Origin of the sequence: Cellulomonas cellasea (assembly GCF_006538745.1) — a bacterium.
GTDB classification, from domain to species: Bacteria; Actinomycetota; Actinomycetes; order Actinomycetales; family Cellulomonadaceae; genus Cellulomonas_A; species Cellulomonas_A cellasea.
In genome coordinates, this window is sequence record NZ_BJLR01000036.1 from 52,339 (window position 1) to 71,455 (window position 19,117).

Annotated in this window: 16 protein-coding genes and 1 tRNA gene; 4 read left to right on the plus strand and 13 right to left on the minus strand. The window is 73.9% G+C overall.

Going from position 1 to position 19,117, the window contains the following annotated elements; all coding sequences use genetic code 11:
* Window positions 1-42 precede the first annotated feature (42 nt).
* Complete coding sequence (locus CCE01nite_RS18695; protein WP_034626355.1) at window positions 43-576, plus strand: hypothetical protein; 534 nt, start codon at window positions 43-45, stop codon at window positions 574-576.
* Window positions 577-730: 154 nt separating this feature from the next.
* Complete coding sequence (dinB, locus tag CCE01nite_RS18700) at window positions 731-1,990, plus strand: DNA polymerase IV (RefSeq protein WP_034626408.1); 1,260 nt, start codon at window positions 731-733, stop codon at window positions 1,988-1,990.
* Between the two features lie 136 nt (window positions 1,991-2,126).
* On the opposite strand, the gene CCE01nite_RS18705 is transcribed toward dinB, so the two are convergent.
* The 13 genes from CCE01nite_RS18705 to CCE01nite_RS18765 all read right to left on the minus strand — a co-directional run bounded on the left by CCE01nite_RS18705 (window position 2,127) and on the right by CCE01nite_RS18765 (window position 17,395).
* Entirely contained in the window at window positions 2,127-2,888 is a 762-nt protein-coding gene (locus CCE01nite_RS18705; RefSeq protein ID WP_034626351.1) for a deoxyribonuclease IV, read from the minus strand.
* A 104-nt stretch (window positions 2,889-2,992) separates the two neighbouring features.
* Window positions 2,993-3,547 carry an AMIN-like domain-containing (lipo)protein gene (locus CCE01nite_RS18710; RefSeq protein WP_034626347.1) on the minus strand — a complete coding sequence of 185 codons (555 nt, stop codon included), beginning with the start codon at window positions 3,545-3,547 and terminating at the stop codon, window positions 2,993-2,995.
* 156 nt (window positions 3,548-3,703) lie between these two features.
* Window positions 3,704-4,654 carry a DUF808 domain-containing protein gene (locus CCE01nite_RS18715; protein WP_034626342.1) on the minus strand — a complete coding sequence of 317 codons (951 nt, stop codon included), beginning with the start codon at window positions 4,652-4,654 and terminating at the stop codon, window positions 3,704-3,706.
* 86 nt (window positions 4,655-4,740) lie between these two features.
* Window positions 4,741-6,438, minus strand: a complete 1,698-nt coding sequence (locus CCE01nite_RS18720) for a cation:proton antiporter domain-containing protein (protein ID WP_084142504.1) — start codon at window positions 6,436-6,438, stop codon at window positions 4,741-4,743.
* A gap of 132 nt (window positions 6,439-6,570) precedes the next feature.
* The gene (locus CCE01nite_RS18725) at window positions 6,571-8,181 is read right to left on the minus strand and encodes a glycoside hydrolase family 64 protein (protein ID WP_034626337.1); all 1,611 of its coding nucleotides are present in this window, start codon (window positions 8,179-8,181) and stop codon (window positions 6,571-6,573) included.
* A 313-nt stretch (window positions 8,182-8,494) separates the two neighbouring features.
* Window positions 8,495-9,250 carry a nucleotidyl transferase AbiEii/AbiGii toxin family protein gene (locus CCE01nite_RS18730; protein WP_034626331.1) on the minus strand — a complete coding sequence of 252 codons (756 nt, stop codon included), beginning with the start codon at window positions 9,248-9,250 and terminating at the stop codon, window positions 8,495-8,497.
* Window positions 9,247-10,140, minus strand: a complete 894-nt coding sequence (locus CCE01nite_RS18735) for a type IV toxin-antitoxin system AbiEi family antitoxin domain-containing protein (RefSeq protein WP_141372821.1) — start codon at window positions 10,138-10,140, stop codon at window positions 9,247-9,249. Before CCE01nite_RS18735 ends, CCE01nite_RS18730 begins: the two co-directional genes overlap by 4 nt.
* 78 nt (window positions 10,141-10,218) lie before the next feature.
* Window positions 10,219-12,372 (minus strand): DEAD/DEAH box helicase, encoded by a 2,154-nt coding sequence (locus CCE01nite_RS18740; protein ID WP_034626325.1) that lies wholly within the window; start codon window positions 12,370-12,372, stop codon window positions 10,219-10,221.
* 439 nt (window positions 12,373-12,811) lie between these two features.
* Window positions 12,812-13,237 carry an SRPBCC family protein gene (locus CCE01nite_RS18745; protein ID WP_034626321.1) on the minus strand — a complete coding sequence of 142 codons (426 nt, stop codon included), beginning with the start codon at window positions 13,235-13,237 and terminating at the stop codon, window positions 12,812-12,814.
* Window positions 13,238-13,569: 332 nt separating this feature from the next.
* Window positions 13,570-13,642: transfer RNA gene (locus CCE01nite_RS18750), tRNA-Arg, on the minus strand.
* A 225-nt stretch (window positions 13,643-13,867) separates the two neighbouring features.
* On the minus strand, window positions 13,868-14,425 hold the full coding sequence (locus CCE01nite_RS18755; protein WP_052103626.1) for a hypothetical protein: 558 nt from the start codon (window positions 14,423-14,425) through the stop codon (window positions 13,868-13,870).
* A gap of 227 nt (window positions 14,426-14,652) precedes the next feature.
* Complete coding sequence (locus CCE01nite_RS18760; protein ID WP_034626318.1) at window positions 14,653-15,321, minus strand: hypothetical protein; 669 nt, start codon at window positions 15,319-15,321, stop codon at window positions 14,653-14,655.
* Window positions 15,322-15,532: 211 nt separating this feature from the next.
* A complete protein-coding gene (locus tag CCE01nite_RS18765; protein ID WP_052103622.1) occupies window positions 15,533-17,395 on the minus strand; it encodes a putative bifunctional diguanylate cyclase/phosphodiesterase in 1,863 nt (620 codons plus the stop codon).
* A 156-nt stretch (window positions 17,396-17,551) separates the two neighbouring features.
* On the opposite strand from CCE01nite_RS18765, the gene CCE01nite_RS18770 reads away from it, so the two are divergent.
* Both CCE01nite_RS18770 and CCE01nite_RS18775 read left to right on the plus strand, forming a co-directional pair.
* Window positions 17,552-18,019, plus strand: coding sequence for an OsmC family protein (locus tag CCE01nite_RS18770; protein ID WP_084142501.1), 468 nt, complete (start codon window positions 17,552-17,554; stop codon window positions 18,017-18,019).
* Between the two features lie 130 nt (window positions 18,020-18,149).
* On the plus strand, window positions 18,150-18,989 hold the full coding sequence (locus CCE01nite_RS18775; protein ID WP_246056729.1) for a hypothetical protein: 840 nt from the start codon (window positions 18,150-18,152) through the stop codon (window positions 18,987-18,989).
* The last annotated feature ends 128 nt before the right edge of the window (window positions 18,990-19,117 follow it).

Below are 19,117 nucleotides of genomic sequence, written 5' to 3' on the forward strand. Positions count from 1 at the left end.
CGGGGAGACCCCCTCCGGGCCGCACCCCAAGGAGCAGGACAGATGGCGAACGAGCTGAACATCAAGGGCCCGCACGCACCGACCGAGGGCCGCGCGGCCCGACGGCTCCACCAGGCGATCGAGCTCGGGCACCTCGAGGACCTCACGGGCATCCTGGTCCGCGGCGGCCCGCGGTACCTGGTGACGTTCATGACCTCCCAGACCGGCGGCCGCCTCCGCTCGGCCACCGTGGTCTCGGTGACCAACCAGTCGAAGCAGACCAACCGCGTCACGGTCTCGTGGTTCCAGGGCTTCAGCGACGACTCCTCCCCCGTCGGGCAGAGCACATTCTCGATCCCGCCGGACTTCACCGTCGACTTCGCGACGCGTTCGCTGCCCAGCGAGGTCACGGTGACGAACTCCGTCCCGGCACCCGAGCTCACGTTCGACGAGGGCCGTGGCCTCGTGAGCTCGATGTACCCCGAGATCGGCGTGAGCGCGCGCGTCTACTACGCCCGCGGGGACGACGACCTCGACCTCGTGGCGGTCACGGACTCCAAGGTCGTCCGGATCGACCAGGGCAACGCGGGAGACTGACCTCCGCACGACCGTCGGCCGCGAGCCCGCTCCTCGGCGCGGGCTCGCGGCCGCACGGGTGACACCCGATCGCCGCCGGACGAGCCTGAGCGGGCGCCTCGGATCACCCGGGCGGACCCTCGTGTTCGAACGCGTGTTCGACTACCGTGGAGGCATGCCCGTCGGCGGCGCGACGATCCTGCACGCTGATCTCGACGCGTTCTACGCGTCGGTCGAACAGCTGCTGGACCCCGCGCTGCGCGGGCGCCCGATCGCCGTCGGCGGCGGACCGAACGGCGGCGTCGTGCTCGCGGCGTCCTACGAGGCCAAGGCGTTCGGGGTGCAGGGCGGGATGCCCGGCTGGCGCGCGGCGAAGCTGTGCCCGGCGCTCACGTTCGTCCGCGGGCACTTCGGCGAGTACCAGCGGCTCGGCGATGCCGTGATGGAGGTGCTGCGCGACGTCACGCCGCTCGTCGAGCGCATCTCGATCGACGAGGCGTTCCTGGACGTGTCCGGCGCGACGCACCTGTTCGGGCCGCCCGAGGCCATCGCCGCGCTCGTCCGCGAGCGGGTGCGCCGCGACATCGGGCTGCCCATCTCGGTGGGCGCCGCGCGCACCAAGCACCTCGCGAAGATCGCGTCGCAGGTCGCGAAGCCCGACGGGCTCGTCGTCGTGCAGCCCGGCACCGAGCGCGAGTTCCTCGACCCGCTGCCCGTCGGGCTCATCTGGGGCGTCGGGCCCGTGCACCAGCAGCGCCTCGCCGAGCGCGGCATCCGCACGATCGGCCAGCTCGCGCAGACGCCGTCGTCCGCGGTCGAGCACCTGCTCGGGACCGCCGTCGGCCACAAGCTCGTCGCGATGGCGCACGACGAGGACCCGCGCCGCGTCGTGACCGACCGCCGGGCCCGCTCGGTCGGCGCGCAGTCGGCCCTCGGCCGGCGCCGTCCCGAGGTCGAGGACGTCCGGGCGGTCCTCGCGCACCTCGCCGACCGGGTGTCCCGCCGCCTGCGCGCCAAGGACCGCGCCGGCCGCACGATCACCGTGCGCGTGCGGTTCGCCGGCATGACATCCGTGACCCGCTCGCGGACGCTGGCCCAGCCGGTCGCGAGCACGCTCACGCTGACGGAGGTCGCCGAGCACCTCGCGTGGTCCGCGATCCACGACGCGCCGCCCGGCACCGAGATCACGCTGCTCGGCATCTCGGTGTCGAACGTCGTCGACCAGCTGATCGTCCAGCCCGAGCTCGACCTGCGCCCCGAGGACCCGTGGCGCCCCGGCTCGCCGACGGGCTCGGCGCGGCGGGCCGTCGACGGGTCGATGGACCGGATCCGGACGCGCTTCGGCGGCGACGCGGTCGGCTACCTGCCCGCGGTCCTCCGGCGCGGCGCCGCGGTCCCCGACGAGTTCCGCGAGCTCGCTGAACACGACCTCTGAGCCACCGCTCCCGGACGTGCGCGACGATCGCGGGCCGTCCGCCCGCCTCCGCACGCGTGCGTCGGTTGCACGCCCGCTCCAGGCGCGTCCGACGGTCGCCGGTCGCCGGTCGACCCTCCCCGACCGGGCGCCGCGGTCAGCCCGCGAGCGCCGCCCGCAGGAACGCGATGTCCTCCGCCTGCCGCTCGGCCGGGGTCTCGACGACCGCGTCGCACCCGGCCTCCCGCACGACGTGCGCGATGAGCTCGGGCGGGATCGTGCCGGTCGCGAAGTTGGCGTGCCGGTCGCGGCTCGACCCGGCGGGGTCGCGCGAGCTGTTCGCGTGCACGAGGTCGATCCGCCCGGTGATGGCCAGCACCCGCTCGACGATCGTCTCGAGGTCCTCCCCCGCGGCCCAGGCGTGGCACGTGTCGAGGCAGAACCCGACCTCGTACTCCCCGATCGCGTCCCACAGCATCGCGAGCCGGTCGAGCGTCCGCGCGCACGCGTTCTCGCCGCCGGCGGTGTTCTCGACGAGGACCGGGACGGGGAACGTGGCGCGCTCGAACGTCTTGCGCCAGTTGTCGACGCCGACCGCGATGTCGTCCCCGTCGGCGACGTGCCCGCCGTGCACGATCAGCCCGCTGACCCCCAGGGCCGACGCCGCCGACGCGTGGTCGGCGATCATCTTGCGGCTCGGGATGCGGATCTTGTTGTTGGTCGACGCGACGTTCACCAGGTAGGGCGCGTGCGCGTAGAGGCGCAGGCCCGAGGCGGTGAGCGCGTCGGCGTCGTCGCGCGGCACCGGCTTCTTCCAGCCCTGCGGGTTCGCCAGGAAGAACTGCACGGCCTCCGCCTCGACGTCCCCGGCGGCGGCGACGGGGTCGTCGTCCCGGACGTGTGCTCCGATCAGCGCCATGCGCGGTCCTTCCGTCGGCGGGGTCTGGCGCCAGGCTAGACGCTGCCACCGACTCGGCGCCGGGCGAGCGCTGCGTCGCGTTCGCTCGGCAGACCCGGCCGCGCTCAGCAGACCCGGTGCCCCTCGTCGCACCACCGGTGCGCCACGTCGACCACGAGCCGCGACCCGTCGCCCGGGCCCGGCAGCACGAACGCACGGAACGGCAGTCGGGCACGGACGCCGTAGCCGAGCGTCGAGACGCCGCTCTCGATGCTCACCCACGCGACGTGCCGCAGCGTGCGGTAGGACGACCCGCCCTCGACGATCGTCCCGGGCCCGACGAACCACGAGTCCGTCGCGAGGGCCGGCACGCGCGCCACGACCTCGAGCCGCGCGCCACCCCGGACGTCGGCGCCGCTGCTGTCGACGAGCCGGTCGACGTACCGCACCGACCAGCCGGTGAGCGGCGCGTCGACGTCGAGCACGAGCCGGTCGAAGCACGCGTGCCGCCCGGCGCGCACGTTCACGAGGGTCCCGGCGGACAGGTCCCCGGCGGACCGGGCCTGCGAGCCCCACACCAGACCGCAGTACGGGTGGGCCGCGGCGCCGGGGGCGACGAGCAGCTGGCCGCCCACCAGGAGCAGGAGCGTGGCGAGGACGGCGGAGAGTCGACGGCGCATCGGTGCACCCCCTTCGTCCTCCCACGGTCCGCCCGCCGGCCCGCGCTGTCAACGGTCGCCGGGCGGCGCGGAGCGGGACGGGCGGCGGGACTCGGGCGGGGAGGCCCCGGCCCCGCGACGGGAGGTCCGAGGACGTCGCGTCGCGAGGGCCCGGGGTCAGTGCGCGGCGCCCGCGTGCTTGTTCTTGCGCGGGATCACGTGCATGACCGCGACGACGACGGCGCCCACGATCAGCCCGATCAGCGCCGACGCGAGCGTGTTGACGAGCCACGCGAGGAACCCACCGATGCCGGCGACGCCGTGGACGGCCTCCTCGCCGTGGTGCACGAGGTCGTACAGCCCGTGCCAACCGAGCTCGTCGACCCCCACGAGGAGGATGTGGCCGCCGACCCAGAGCATCGCGACGATCCCGACGGTCGAGAGCACCGCGAGCACCTTCGGCATGGCCTGCACGAGGAAGCGCCCGAACGACGCGACGCCGCCGCTCCTGTTCTGGGCGAGCTTGAGCCCGATGTCGTCCATCTTCACGATGAGCGCGACGACGCCGTAGACCATGACGGTGATCGCGAGCGCGACGACGATCAGGATGAGCGCGCGCGACACGAGCGGCTCGTCGGCGACCTCGTTGAGGGCGATGACCATGATCTCGGCGGACAGGATGAAGTCGGTGCGGATCGCGCCTGCGGTCATCTTCTTCTCGGTGTCCGGGCCCTGGACGACGGCGGGCGCCTCGTCCTGGTGCTTGCCGTGCCCGCTGACCAGCTCCCAGATCTTCTCCGCTCCCTCGAACGCCAGGTAGGTGCCGCCGACCATGAGGATCGGCGTCAGCAACCACGGCAGGAACTGACTGAGCAGCAGCGCGGCGGGCAGGATGAACAGCAGCTTGTTGCGCAGCGACCCGATCGCGATGCGGCGGATCATCGGGAGCTCACGGTCCGGCGTGAAGCCGCTCACGTAGCGCGGCGTGACCGCGGTGTCGTCGATCACGACGCCGGCCGCCTTGGCGCTGGCCCGGCCCGCCGCCGCTGTGACGTCGTCCACCGACGCCGCCGCGAGCTTCGCGAGCGCCGCGATGTCGTCGAGCAGTGCAGCCAAACCGCCGGGCATGGGGGTCTCCCTCGTTCGTCGTGCCGTGGGGGCCTAGCGTGCCATCCGCGGGGCACGTCGGCTCGTCCGTCCCGCGGTGGCCGGCGTCACGGACCGTCGGCGACGGCTCGGTCGGCGGCCGCGCCGGGCGCGACCTCCGGCTCGTGCGCGCGCGGGGCGCTCTCCCGGTGCAGCAGCACCTCGGGGTCACGCGCCCGCGTCGGACCGTCCCGGTGCAGCAGCACCTCGGCGGCGTGGTCCGCGAGCGCGGTGCCCGCGGAGCCGTACAGGTGGAAGACGGCGTCGGCGCCGTGCCGCCGGAGCTCGTCGACGTCGTCGTCGTACCGCGCGACCGCGGCGACCTTGCCGGTGAACCCGGCCTTCTGCAGGCGGGCCAGCGCGATGAGGTTGGCCTTGTGGAACGGCATCGCGAGCACGACCATCTGGACCCGGCCGGCGCGCCGCACCCGCGTCCAGAACTCGACGTCCGTGGCGTCGGCGCGCAGCACGTCGAACCCCCGCGCCGTGAGCTCGCCGACCCGCGCCGGGTCGTGCTCGACGCCGACGACCGAGAGCCCGTACCCGTCGCGCAGCTGCTCGTAGGTCGCCGCGCCGATCCGCCCGAGCCCGAGCACGAGGGCGTCGGAGTGCCCGACGTCGACGAGGCGGTCGTCGGGGTGCAGCTCGTGCGTGCTGTGGTGCGGCAGCAGCTTGACCATCCTGCTCGCGAGCTCGACGCCGCGGCGGTTGACGAGCGCCGACACCGCGAAGCTGATCGCGACGGCGAGCGAGACGACGACGACCCACCGCTCGTCGAGCATCCCCGCGGAAGCGCCGACGACCGCGACGATGATGCCGAACTCGGAGAAGTTCGCGAGCACGAGCCCGGTGAGGAACGCGGTGCGCCGCCGCAGCCGCATCGCCCAGAGCAGGACGGCGTAGAACGCGACCTGCAACGGGAGCACCGCGAGCAGCGCGACGGCGAGCAGCAGCTCCTCGGGGCCCGGTCGCCCGTGCAGCCCGATCTGCAGGAAGAACGCGACGAGCATGAGGTCCTTGAACGTCATGAGCGACCGCGACATCTCCGACGCCCCGGGGTGCTTCGCGAGGAGCACGCCCATGAGCAGCGCCCCGAGCTCGCCGTGCACGCCGGCCGCCTCGAAGAGTCCCCAGCCCAGCGCGACGGCGACCGTCACGCCGAACAGCGCCTGCAGCTCGCCGTGCCCGATGCGGTCCCAGATCCGGTGCAGCGGCCAGGCTGCGGGGATCACGAGCACGAGCGCGAGCGCCCACGGGCTCGGCACCTCGCCGCCCGAGAGCGCCATGAACACGACCGCGACGACGTCCTGCATCACGAGGAGGCCGACCGCGATGCGCCCGTAGAGCGACGTCGTGTCGGAGCGGTCCTCGAGCACCTTGACGACGAACACGGTCGACGAGAACGACAGCGCGAACCCCACGAGCGCGAGCCCGCCGAGCGGCTCGTCGGCCACGAGCGCCGGCCCGGCGACGGCGAGCAGCCCGAGGAAGCCGATCGTCACGGCGGTCGACAGCACGATGTGGACGCTCGTCGTGAGCCAGATCTCCCGGCGCAGCAGCGTGCGCGCGTCGAACTTGAGCCCGATCGCGAACAGCAGCAGGACCACGCCGAGCTCGGCGACCTGCTCGAGCCCGTCCGGCGCCGGCGCACCCACCGCGCCGAGCGCGAACCCGGCGACGAGGTAGCCGACGAGCGGCGGGAGCCGCACCCCGGTCGCGAGCAGGCCGCCGACCACGGCTGCCGCGAGATACAGGCCCAGGCCCATGCGCACCCCCCAGGTGGTGCGGTCATTGTCGCGCACGGACGCGCGGGTGCACCCGGGGTGGTCGGCACGAAGAACGCCGCCCGACGACTGTCCTGTCGTCGGGCGGCGTGGTTCGTGCAGCTGGTGGGTCCGTCAGGCGCCCGGCACCGACCAGCGCTGGGCGTCGTTGTTGTAGCAGGTCCAGATCTGGATCCGGTTGCCGTTCGCGCTGCCGTTGGCCGGGTTGTCGAGGCACTTGCCCGACGCGGGGTTGCGGTACGAGCTGCCGTCGCGCACCCAGGTCTGGTTCGACTGGCCGGAGGCGCAGTCCCACAGCTGGACCTTGGCGCCGTTCGCCGTGCCCCAGTCCGCGATGTCGAGGCACTTGCCGAGGGCCCGCAGCGAGCCGTCGGTGCCGAAGGTCCAGCGCTGGGCGTTCGTGCCGTTGCACTCCCAGAGCTGCACCGCGGTGCCGTTGGCGCTGTTGGCGCTCGCGACGTCGAGGCACTTGCCCGCCACGCCGGAGGTCACCGCGCCGGTCCCGGTCGTCGCACCGCCACCGCCACCGCCGCCACCCGTGCCCGCACCGAACGGGGTGAGGTCGATGCGCGCGCTGCGCGGGTCGCCGTCGTGCACGAGCGACTCGAACGCGCCGACGTCGTCGAACGCGAACGCGTACGCGCGGCCGTCGGTCATCGCGGCGTGGATCACGCGCCCGTACAGGTTCGGCGGCGTGGAGCGGTAGAACTGGCCGGCGTCGAGCACCGGCTCGGTCGAGCTCGCGCCCAGCGTGCCGCGGAACAGCGCGGCGCACAGCGTCCGGGCGATGGGGCCGACGACCTGGTCGTTCGGCGCGTGCAGCGCCCCGTCGCAGCCCCAGACGTCCGAGGACGACGGCCGCGGGAACACCGCGACCTCACGGCCCGACGGGTCGGTGAAGCGCAGCGTCGTGCCCGACGTGCGGCCCGTGTAGCGGACCTCGGGGCGGTCGCCGAACGGCTGCACGGTCAGCGCACGCGTCGTGTACGCGTTCCACGCCGACGCGATGTAGCTGTCGAGGTAGGTCGCGCTGAGCAGCCCGGCGCCGGCGGCCTTGCCGGGGGCGAGGACGCGCAGGACCGTGCCGTCGGCGCGCGTCACGACGCTGCGTGCGAACGCGGGGTCGGCGCGCAGCGCGTCGATGATCTGCTGGCGGCCGTTGGGGACCAGCTTCCCCGTGGTGCGCGTGGCCCCCGAGGCGCCCGTGACGCTCACGGAGTGCGGGACGGCGAACATGTCGACCTGCGAGCTGTTCAGCCACAGCCCGGAGTCGTTGTAGGTGAGCTCGCTCCAGTCGAACAGCATGTCGCGCGTCGGGTCCCCCGCCGCCCATGGCGCGGGCTGCACGACGCCGCCCGGCGTCAGCGAGAACGGCAGCTTCTGACCGAACGAGAAGTAGATGCGGCCCGAGAAGCCGCGCGGGACCTGCACCGTGACCGCGCCGCCGTTGGCGGGTCCGGCGATCGCGCTGTCCGGCGCGGGCGACGGCGGGTTCGAGCCCGCGGGCCACGCGCGGAACGTGCCGCCACCGTCGACCCAGCCGAGCTGGCCGGTCGCGAGGTTCGTGCCGAGCACGTGGACGAACACCTGCTCGCTGCGGCCCGACTGGTTCCCGACCGTGATCGGCAGCCGGTCCGGCCCGAGCGCGGCGGCCGGCGTGGCCGCCCCCATGACGCAGACGGCTCCCGCGACCAGCGCGGTCAGCCACTTCCGAAGTTGATGCATCGTCTTCCCTTCGCCCCCTGGTGGGCCCGCGCGCCGTCCAGCGCGCGGGAGCGGGCGCGCGACACTGCGCGCCCAGACGCGGCGACGTGTCCGGTGCGGACGGCGCCGTCGGGCAATTGGTTAGTGATCCTGACATACAGGTCAGTAAGCCGCCATCGCCCGAAGGTGTGGACGGTTTTCTGTTATGGGTTCCGCGATGTCCGGGTATCGGCCGTCTCGTCCGGGGCTCCGGGTGCGCGGCTTCCCGGACCCACCCGGACGCCGTCACGGCACATGAGCGCAGGGGTGGGGCCGCACGGGCGCTCACTGAGGGCTACTGCCGCACAGCGCTCCAGGCGTTGGCGACGACGTCCGCAGCGCTCCCCTGGTCGATCGCGATGCGCGTCTGCCCTCCCAGAGCAGTCACCCAGTCATCGCTCGGCTCCACCGCGATCACCGCGCGCTCAGGCACGCGCGTCCTCTGGCCGAGGCGACAGAACAGGTCTGCCGCGCCGGTCGTGATCATCCCTGCCCCGACCATCGCCCACAGGTCGTACAGGTCTCGCGACGTCCGGCGGTCGATCCACGCCGAGAGCTTCGAGGCGGCGAAAGCGTCCCGGGTCAACACCCGCAACGACGCGGCCGGCACGTCGGAGTACCGCTGCTGGATCGGCACAAGCTCCGAGGGCCAGGATGGATACCCCTGGCCGGAGAGGAGCTGCACCTTGACGGCGTGGCCGGTCGCCGTGATCGCCACGGCCGCCGCGGATCCCCGCGCGACACCCAGGTCCGGGCGCCACGTGATGCGCCCGAGCTCGCGCCTCACGGGCCCGGCGTCGAAGGCGTTCGTCACTGCACGGGCGGCTTCCGTACGTGGGCCGATGGCGATGAGGTCGATGTCCTCGCTGAGCCGCAGGTTCATTAGGTGCGTGCGCGACAGAGCGGTGCCCCCGAAGAAGACGACATGGTCGGCCGCGGTCCGCGCGAGAGCGGCGAGCATGTGCGAGATGGCGTGATCCCGCTGCACCTGCTCGTCAGCGACGCCGAACCGTTCCGCGACAGAGACGAGCTCGTCCGGGTCGAGACTCATGCGAGCAGGTCCAGGAAGCGCTGGAACGCCGCGAGACTGCCCTTGTCCTCCTTGACGACGCGGTGCAGTCGTCCGACGTCGGTCCGTTCCGCAAGCGCGAGCACCACGTTGTCGATCTCGTTCTCCAGGCCGGCCGCACCGAGGCCGCGCATCAGGTCGAGGATCGTCTGGTCGACCGTCGTCACCGTCAGCGGTCCCAGCTCGGAGTCGATCTTCTCGATGTCGAGTGCATCGAAGCGTCGACGCATGACGAACGAGACCGCCCCGCCACCGGTCAGCTCGACCGCCCGGTGCGTCCGGGGCGAGGCCACCCAGGCGCGACCGAGCGCGCGCGGGAGCGCCTGGTGCATCCGCGCGGCGCTCATGCCCATCAGCGGGGTGGGCTGCCCCATCGTGACCGCCCCCACGGCAGCGGCCGCGGTCTCGATCGTCGGCTTCCACCGGTCGGTCGCCGTCCGCGGCCTGGGCATGTAGATGCCCCGCGCCACGCGGTGGAGGCGTCCGTCGGAGGCCGCGTCAGCAAGGGCCTTGCGCGGGTTCGCGTAGTAGGGCTTGAGCGCGGCGGCGTCCACCGCCCCGAGCGGACCCCGCTGGAGCGCTTCACGCAGCCGCCGACCGCCGGCCAGCCGCAAGGTCCGGACCGGACCGTCGGCAGCCTCGAGCGCGTGGAGGTGCTCGCCGAGCTCTCGGTGCGCCGCAGCCAGGTCGGCGCCGCCGGGAAGGTCGTCCAGCTCGTCGAGGATCGTCGCGGCCTCCGAGACCAGCTCGCGAGCGCGGGCGAGCCGCACCCGCTGCTCCGCTGTCAGGGCAACGCCCATGGTGCCGAACCCCCTTGCGGCGGGATACGCGAACTGTGTGCAGAACGTATCCCCAGAGTGGTCGTACTGCAAGCAGATGAGCAACTCTGTCACACTTTGGTTGCCGGGGGCCTTTCGATCGGCGTCGGTGCGCCGGCGGCGCTGGGTGGATCAGCCCAGGCCCTCCGCGGCCAGCGCGTCGGTGAGCAGCGCGACCAGCGCCTCGAGCTGCACGTCCGTGGACGACGAGGAGTCGTCCTCCCCCGCGCCGTCCAGCGCCCGCGCCGCCAGCCCCGACTTGCTGTCGATGAGCTCGGCGATCTTCGCGTCGATGGTCTGCGCGGCGATGATCCGCCACGCGGTGACCGGCTCGGTCTGGCCGATGCGGTGGATGCGGTCGATGGCCTGGGTCTGCTCGGCGTCGGTCCAGGACAGCTCCGCGAGCACGAGGTTCGACGCGACCTGGAGGTTCAGGCCGACGCCGGCGGCGGTCAGCGAGCACACGACGATCTGCACGTCGGGGTCCTCGACGAACGCCTTGATGTTCTTCGCGCGGACTCTCGGCGTCTGGTCGCCGCGGATCGACGCGTACCGGATGCCGCGGTCGGCGAACGTCTGCTCGGCCTGGTCCATGACGTCGACGTGCTTGGCGAAGAACACGACCTTGCCGACGTTGCGGGCGAGCTGGGCGGCGTAGTCGGCGGCCAGCCCGGCCTTCGCCTGACCGATCCGGCGGACCATCGTGAACACGTTCTCGCCGCCGGCCTTCGAGCTCGAGTCCTTGAGCTCGGTCGCGGCGATGCGGCGCGCGAGCTCGAGGTCGATCCCGTCGGGCACGCCCTCCGCCGCGCGCGCCTCCATGACGGACCGGTAGCGCTCGACGAGCCGGCGGGCCAGCGCAGCCTCGGCGGCACGGATCGAGCGCCCCACGGGGCCGTCGAGCTCGACGGGCAGGTCGGCGACGCGGCGCGCCGGGATGTCCGCGACGACGTCGGCCTTGCGGCGGCGCACGATGCCCATCTCGATCACGCTGGTCCGGGCCTCCGCGTAGAACCCGGGGTCCGCGGGCGTCAGCCCGGTCTCCTCGAGCGACGTCATCAGCGCGCCGAGCGGCTGCTTGTCGTCGATCCAGCCGAGCAGCTGCCAGATCGCCCGGAAGTCCTCGATGTCGTTGATGAGCGGCGTGCCGGTGAGCGCCATGAGCAGCGGCCGCGCGACGCGCTCCCGGATCCGCTCCGAGAGCGCCAGCACGTGCCGCGAGCGCTGGGAGGTCTTGTTCTTGATGAAGTGCGCCTCGTCGACGACCATCCCGCGGAAGCCCAGGTCGCCGAGCCAGCCGACGTGCCGGTCCAGGAGCTCGTAGTTGACGATCACGACGTCCGCGAAGCCGTCGACCTGCTCCCCGTCGCCGTGGACGACCGTGGCGCGGCGGTGCGGCATCCACATGCCCACCTCGTGCGCCCAGTTCGTCTTGACGACGTTGGGGACAACGACGAGCAGCGGGAACGCGTCGGCGGCCTGCGCGGCGAGCAGCGCCTGCGCGGTCTTGCCGAGCCCGGGCTCGTCGGCCAGCAGGAACGTGCGGTGGCCACGGGCCGTCGCGGCGACGACCTGCGCCTGGTGCGGCATGAGCTCGCGACCCAGCGGCACACGCACGGGGCGAGGCTCGGGCAGCGGCATGCACGCCGGCGCGCCGGCGGCGGCCTCCGCGAACGACCGGAAGAGCGGCTCGAGCAGCTCCCAGCCGGCGAGGCGCCGGGGACGGGCCGCCGTGCGCTGCGCGGCCGCCTCGAAGTCGGGCGCCAGGAACGGGTTCGCCAGCTGACGTGAGATCACCGACCGCGGCACGACCCGGTTCTCGGCCCCCGCCACCGGCGCGGGCGGCGGCGTCGGCTCGGGCTCCTCGGGCGGCTCGATCCCGCCGGCGCGCAGGACCGTCGCCATGAAGGCGCGCGCCGCGTCGGTGACCTTGGCGTCCTCGCCGAGCAGCGCGAGCAGCGACGTGTCCCGGGCGGCGATCTTCGCGAGCATCGTCGCGACCCCGTCGAGCCGCTTGAGCTCCTGGGTCCGCTTCGCCTCGCTCAGCGTGGCGTCGGCCTTGACCCGCGTCCGCTCCTCACGCACCAGCAGCGCGACGACCTGGAACTTCGTCCGGATCGCCGGGCGCGTCGGCGGGCGCTGGACGGCACTCTCGACCTCGCGGGCCACCCCGGCGAGGACGGGGATCAGCCCCTCCTCGGTGGGGCGCTGGGCGCCGCGGCGACGCTGGGTGGTGACGGGCTCCGGGCGCGCACGACCGGACCGGCGCTGGCCTGGTCGGGCCACATGTCCTCCTTCGAAGCATCCACACCGCGGCTGCGGCGCAGGGAGCCGTTCCCGGGGCAGCCCGGGAACACGTCGGCCGGGCCCTGCCCGAGGCAGGACCGCACGCGCACGTCGGGTGCGCTGTGCCGGGCCGCCTGGTGCGACCGGCGGCCGTCTTCCGTCCGTCGTCACGACGCTCGGGACCGCGTGCGACGACCGCCCGGTCTCGAGGAGTCGGGGCGGCGTCATCCGTCCGGGCGAGCCGACCGGCGTCGACCGATGGCTGCCCACGTACCCCGACAGCGTATCCGCATCGCGAGACGGGTCGCTGCCGGACGCGGACGCTGGGACGCGATCGTTACACCAGGGACGCCGGACGGCCGGCCGGGTCGATCACCGCCGAGGGCGACCGGCATGAGGTGTCGCCGACCTCAGCGACGGCGACCGGCCTTCGTCGTCGTCATCGCCGCCCCTCGCACCGGGCCTTCAGGCCGTTGGCCTCGTTGGCGAGATAGCGGTCGGTGAGCCTCCGGTAGAAGCGCCCCATGACCGAGCCGAGCCACCCCGACTGCGACACCGACAGCCGCACCCGCGTCCCTCCGCCTGGCACCGGCTCGGCGTCGTGGCGGGCGGTCGCGACCACACCCGGTCCCGTCGCGACCCACGTGAACGAACGACCCGGCTCCAGCTCGGTGACGACGTACTCGGTCTCGGGGAGGCGCGGCTGGGCGATCGTGGCACGGCTCCCCGGGCGCAGCGGGCCCTCGTCGAGCCGGCGCACCGACGTCACCGTGGGCGTCCACTCCGACCAGGACTCGACGTCGGTCAGCACACGCCAGACCCGCTCGGGCGGGGACGAGATGTCCACCGTGATGCTCTGCTCCATCTGCCCATCGTGACGCGCAGGTCCCGGCCGATCCACCGTGGCGGGCGCGCCATCGACGACGTCGTCGAGGCGACCGTCCACGATCTGCGGCACACAGCGGACCCGCTCCCGCGGCCGGTGCGGACGCGGGGGCGGCGCAGGTGAATCCCCGGGCACTGGACGGCAATGGCGACGCTGGCCCGACCAGGCACGTGTCGAGCGAGGCGCCGCCCCGTCACTCCGCGCCGTCCGCGTCCTGGGAGAGGCCGCTGAGCATCCGCTGACCATGAGTCCGCAGAGAGTGGACGGTGCAGCCAGCGCGACCCAGTCGCCCGACCTTCACGTGCACTGCGTGCGCCTGGGCAGATTCGAACTGCCGACACCCGCTTTAGGAGAGCGGTGCTCTATCCCCTGAGCTACAGGCGCGGGGGTCTCCGTCGCTCGGACAGCCGCGGCGGGACGCCGACGAGCCTACCGGTTGGGCCCGGTGCGCCGAGAGCCGAAGCGTCACCGGGCGTGCGTCAGAGACCCGGCGGTCCTCTCGGACCACCGTGCGACGAGCCCGGGCACACGACGAGCCGCGGAGGTGATCCGCGGCTCGTCGTGGGGAGTTCTGCGGTCCGGGCCCGGGACGGGGCGCGGACCGGGAGGTCAGTGCGACCCGGGAGCGTCCGGGGCGGTCGGCTCGCCGACGGGAGCCGGGGCGGGCGCCAGCTCCTCCGGCTGCGTGAACGCGCCGCGGAGCGTCGTGAACGAGCCGAGCGCGCCGAAGCCCGCGGCCCACGCGATGTCCGTGCCGTACTCGGGCAGCACCTCGGGGAGGATCGACGAGAACCACGACCAGAAGGTGGGGTCGGTGAGGGCGCCCCACGCGCTGGTGCCGGTCTCCTCGCCCACCGCCGTCGCGGCGTCCCACGCGATGCCGCCGACGAACGCCAGGACGAGGGTCACGACCGTGATGGCGAGGACGACGAGCGCGCCGGTGCGGGTCAGCCGGCCCGCGCCGAGCACGTACAGCCGCACCGCGAGGAACGCGACGAGCGCCGCGACGATCGAGGCGATGAACCCCATGCCCCACAGCAGGACCCACGCGGCGATGCCGACGGGGATCGTCGCCAGCGCGAGGAGCGCTCCGCGACCCACGTTCGCGGGCTGTGCGACGGGCGGCGGCGCGACGGGCGGGGCGGACGGGGGGAACTCGCTGGACATGCAGGCCTCCTGGGCTGAGCCCGGGGACCGCCGGGTCGGATGCGCACACCGTAGTGGTGGCTTGTACACCCGCGCGGCTGTTTTCGCCTGTTCAGGCTCGGACATCGTGCGCATTGCGCGCAAGCCGCCTGTGGGGTCCGGACCTCGGTCTCACATCCCGCCCGACGTGGTGCGCCGTCCCACGGCCGACATGGTGGCGGGTACCCGGTTCCCGGAGGGCCGCGTCGTCAGCTCGCGATGCAGAGGAACCCGCTCCCGATCGCACCCACCACGGCCCCTGCGCCCTCGTCGGACGCGATCACGGTGTACCCCCCGTCGTCCCGGGTGTACCACCACCGCTGGCCGTCCGCGGACGGCTCGCCGTTGACCGCCGAGGGGTAGAGCTCGGCGACGCGGTCCTCCGGGTCGCCGATCCGCAGACCCTCCGCGGTGGCGGACGCCGGGTCGCCGCCCTCCTCGTCGAGGAGCGACCATCCGCCGACGTAGGGGGCGGTCTCGCCACCCTCGGGATCGCTCGTGAGCACGAACACCCGCAGGCCGGGCCACCCGAGCAGACGGCCGGGCTGCCCCGCGGTGTCGCACGCGTACTCGGCGTCGAGCGTCTCCGGGCCGGCTCCCAGGCGCTCGGTCAGGTGCGCGACGACGTCGGCCTCGGGCGCGTTGGGCGGGAAGTCGTCGATGCGTCCTTCCGGGTGGAAGGTGAGGGCGTCCGCCGTGGGGGCCGGCGCGGCGGGCTCGCTCGCGGTGGCGGCCGGGGTGGACGGGGCCGACGACGCGGTCGGGGCGGTCGTCGGCGCAGGCGCCGGGTCGGGTCCGGTGCAGGCGACGAGCGACCCGACGGCGAGCAGGGTCAGCAGCGCGGCGCGTGCGGGGCGTCCGGGCGAGCGGCGGGTCATCGTCGGCTCCGTGAGGTCGTGAGGTCGTCGGGCCCGTGCAGGTGTGGCAGGGGCGGCGGGCACCGTGAGGCCGCGCACACCGTAGCGAAGCGGTGCCGGCGGGATGACTCCGGGTTCGGCGCCGACGGCGCGTGCTGCGTCGGACGGACGACCGCGCTGCGGCGTCGAGCCGGTCTCCCTCTCGCCTGGCCACTCGGCCCCGCGCCCCGCCTCAGCGCCCCACGACCTCCCCCGCGAGCAGCGCCCCGAACGCCTCCCCCGTCATCGGCCGCCCGAACAGGAACCCCTGCGCGTACTCGTAGTCGAGCTCCGAGAACCGCTCGCGCGCCGCGTTGGACTCGACGCCCTCGGCGATGACGCGGAGCCCGAGCGCCGTCCCGAGGTCACGGCACGCGCGCAGCACCGGGGCGTCGTCGCGCAGCGTGATGTCGATCTTGAGCGCCGCGAGCGGCAGGAGGCGCAGCGCGGCGAGTGACGAGTACCCGGTGCCGAAGTCGTCGAGGGAGAACCGCACGCCGTGCGCGGACAGGCGGCCGATGTTGCCGACCGTCACGGCGCTCTGCGCGAGCGCCGTGTGCTCGGTGATCTCGAGGTTGAGGAAGGTGAGCGCGACGTGGTGCCGGTCGGCGCTCGCGCTGACGCGCTCGGCGTAGTCGCTGCCCTGCAGCTCGTGCGCCGAGACGTTGACCGCGACGGTGATGTCGGGGCGGACCTCACGCCACGCGTGCAGCGCCTTCAGCGCGTCGTCGAGCACGCGCTCGCCGAGCCGGACGATGAGCCCGGTCCCCTCAGCGACCCGGATGAACTCCTCGGGGCTCACCTCGCCGAGGTCGGGGCTGGTCCACCGGGCGAGCGCCTCCGCGCCGACGATCACGCCGCTGCGCAGGTCGACGATGGGCTGGTAGACGGTGCGGAGCTCGTCGGGCCCCGCGGTGCCGGGCGCGCCGTCGAGCGCGCGGCGCAGGCCGTTCTCCATGCTGAGCTGGCGGGTCACGGACCTGCGGAGCGCCTCGTCGTACACCTCGACGAGCCCGCGGCCGCGGCGCTTGGCCTGGTACATCGCCGCGTCGGCGTCGCGCAGCGCGGCGTCGGGCCCCCCGTCGGCCTCGTGCAGGAGCGTCATGCCGATGCTCGCCGAGACGTAGAGCTCGTGGCCGTCCACATCGACGGGCTCCCGGAGCGAGCGCAGCACGTGCCGGGCGATCGCGACACCGTCCTCGGGCGCGGTGAGGTCCTCGCAGATGACGACGAACTCGTCGCCGCCGAGCCGGGCGACGGTGTCCTGCGCGCGGAACGCCCCCACGAGCCGCCGGCCGACGGCGCGCAGGAGCTCGTCGCCGACGTAGTGGCCGAGGCTGTCGTTGACGAGCTTGAACTCGTCGAGGTCGATGACCATGACGCACACGTGCGTGCCGTTGCGCTGGGCACGGCCGATCGCGTGCGGGAGCCGCTCGGCGTACAGCGCGCGGTTGCCCAGACCCGTCAGGGGGTCGTGCACGGCGGCGTGCTCGGCCTGGGCGGCGAGCTCGAGGGACGTCCGACGCATCGCCACGAACGCGTTCAGCAGGACGCGGGTGCACAGCGCGAGGACCCCGACGGTCAGGACGAAGACGGCCGCCGGACCCACGATCAGGTGCGCCTCCGTGACGCCGTTCATCGCCGCGCCGCGCAGGATCATCCCCACCCCGAGCACCGCCTGGAGCAGGGTCACGGGGAGCGCGACGCGCAGCCGGAACAGCGACCAGACGAACGGGATGTCCCAGAACAGCAGCACGGACAGCGCGCTGGGCGGCACGGGCGACGTCGCCGCCATGAGCGCGACGAGCGCGATGTTGAGCCCGATGAGAACCGCGACCGCCCACGGACCCCGCGAGCTGTCGCGGGTCCGGTACAGCCACAGCCCGAGCACGAGGTAGACCAGGCCGACGGCGAGCCACGCCACCGGGCGGCGCTCGGGCGGGTTCATCGCCCCGACCCCCAGGTGCAGGGCGCCGGCGGCCACGAAGATCACCGACAGCAGCCTGTTCGTCAGCGGGCGGCTGGTCAGGGAGACGTCCGTGCGTGCCCAGCTCACCCCGCCCCCCGACTGTCGTCAGACCTGCATCGTGGCACCCGCGGCGGGCGGCGGCCACCGTCGGGCCGCCGCCACGCCGCTGCCGGGCAGCCGCCGGCCGACGCCGGGTGCGGGAGCGGCTCGGCTCCCGCCGGGCGTGCGTGGGAGGATCCGGGTATGACGTCGGAGATCGTGCCCGGAGCCAGCCTGCCCGCGACGCCGGAGGCTCCGCCGCCGGTCGAGCTCTGGGTCGAGCGCACGGGACGCCGCACGTACACCGGCCGCAGCTCGCGCGGCGCCGAGGTGCTGATCGGCCCGGCCGAGGCCGGCGCGGTGTTCACGCCCGGGGAGCTGCTCAAGATCGCCCTCGCGGGATGCTCGGGCATGAGCGCCGACACCGCGCTCGCGCACCGGCTCGGGGACGACGTCCAGGTCACGGTGCGCGTCTCGGGCCTGAGCGACCCCGAGGAGGACCGCTACCCGGCGCTGACCGAGGAGCTCGTCGTCGACCTGAGCCCGCTCGACCCCGCGCAGCGCGAGCGGCTCATCGCCGTCGTGCACCGGGCGATCGACCTGCACTGCACGGTGGGCCGCACGATCGAGGCCGGCGCGACCGTCGAGCTCACGGTCACCGGCGAGCGCTGAGGCCCACCGGGCGACGCCGCGCGCAGGACGTCGCCGACGAGCGGTCCGGCCCCGCGACCACGATCCTGTACCGAGGAACCCGCCCGGCGACCCCCTGCCGGTGCGGACGACGCGAGGAGAGGTGAAGCGGATGGGACTGCGCCGCCGATCGAAGGACGTCACGACGACCGACTGGGCCGCCCAGAACGGGTACGCCACGCCGCCCGGCATCACGGTCGACACCACGAAGCCCGACCGGCCGAGGACCGTGGGGCGCAAGAGCCTCGCGGACGGCCTGCTCGACCGGGCCGTGACGGTCCCGTCCGAGCGCATCCACGCGCACGTCGACTCGCTGCGCCGGCGCAACCCCGAGGCGTCGCCGGCCCAGATCATCGCGATGCTCGAGAAGGAGTACCTGCTCGTCATCCAGGGCGCGGGCGGAGCGGTGGGCGCCGCGGCGGCCGCCCCCGGCGTCGGCACCGGGATCGCGTTCACGCTCACCGCGAGCGACGTCGCGACGTTCTTCGGGGCGTCGGCCGCGTTCGCGCTGGGCGTCGCGAGCGTGCACGGCATCGACGTGCAGGACACCGAGCGCCGCCGTGCGCTGCTGCTCGCGACGATCCTCGGCGAGCAGGGTGGCGAGGTCGTCGGCGACGCGGCCGGGGTCAGCGGCGTGCACTTCGCGCGGACGCTGCTCACGCGCATGCCGTCGGGCACGGTCAAGAAGGTCAACTCGACGCTGACCAAGCGCCTCATCCGGCGCCAGGCCGCCAAGCAGGGAGGGCTCCTGTTCGGCCGGCTCCTGCCGTTCGGCATCGGGGCGGCCGTCGGCATCGCCGGCGCGCGGGCGCTGGGCAAGCCCGTCGTCGAGGGTGCACGGCTCGCGTTCGGGGAGCCGCCCGCGCGGTTCCCGCAGGTCGTCGAGGTCGTCGAGACCGGCGGGACACCGCGGGTCATCGAAGCGCAGGGCCCGGGGCGCCGCGGGCGCTGACCCGCAGGACCAGGGCGTCGAGCGTCCGCGGCGGGCCGGTGCAGGGGGCGTCACCCCGGCACCGGCCCGTCGTCGTGCGTGCGGGTCCGCTCGACCGGCGGAGGTCACCGTGCAGCCCCTCGGCGCAC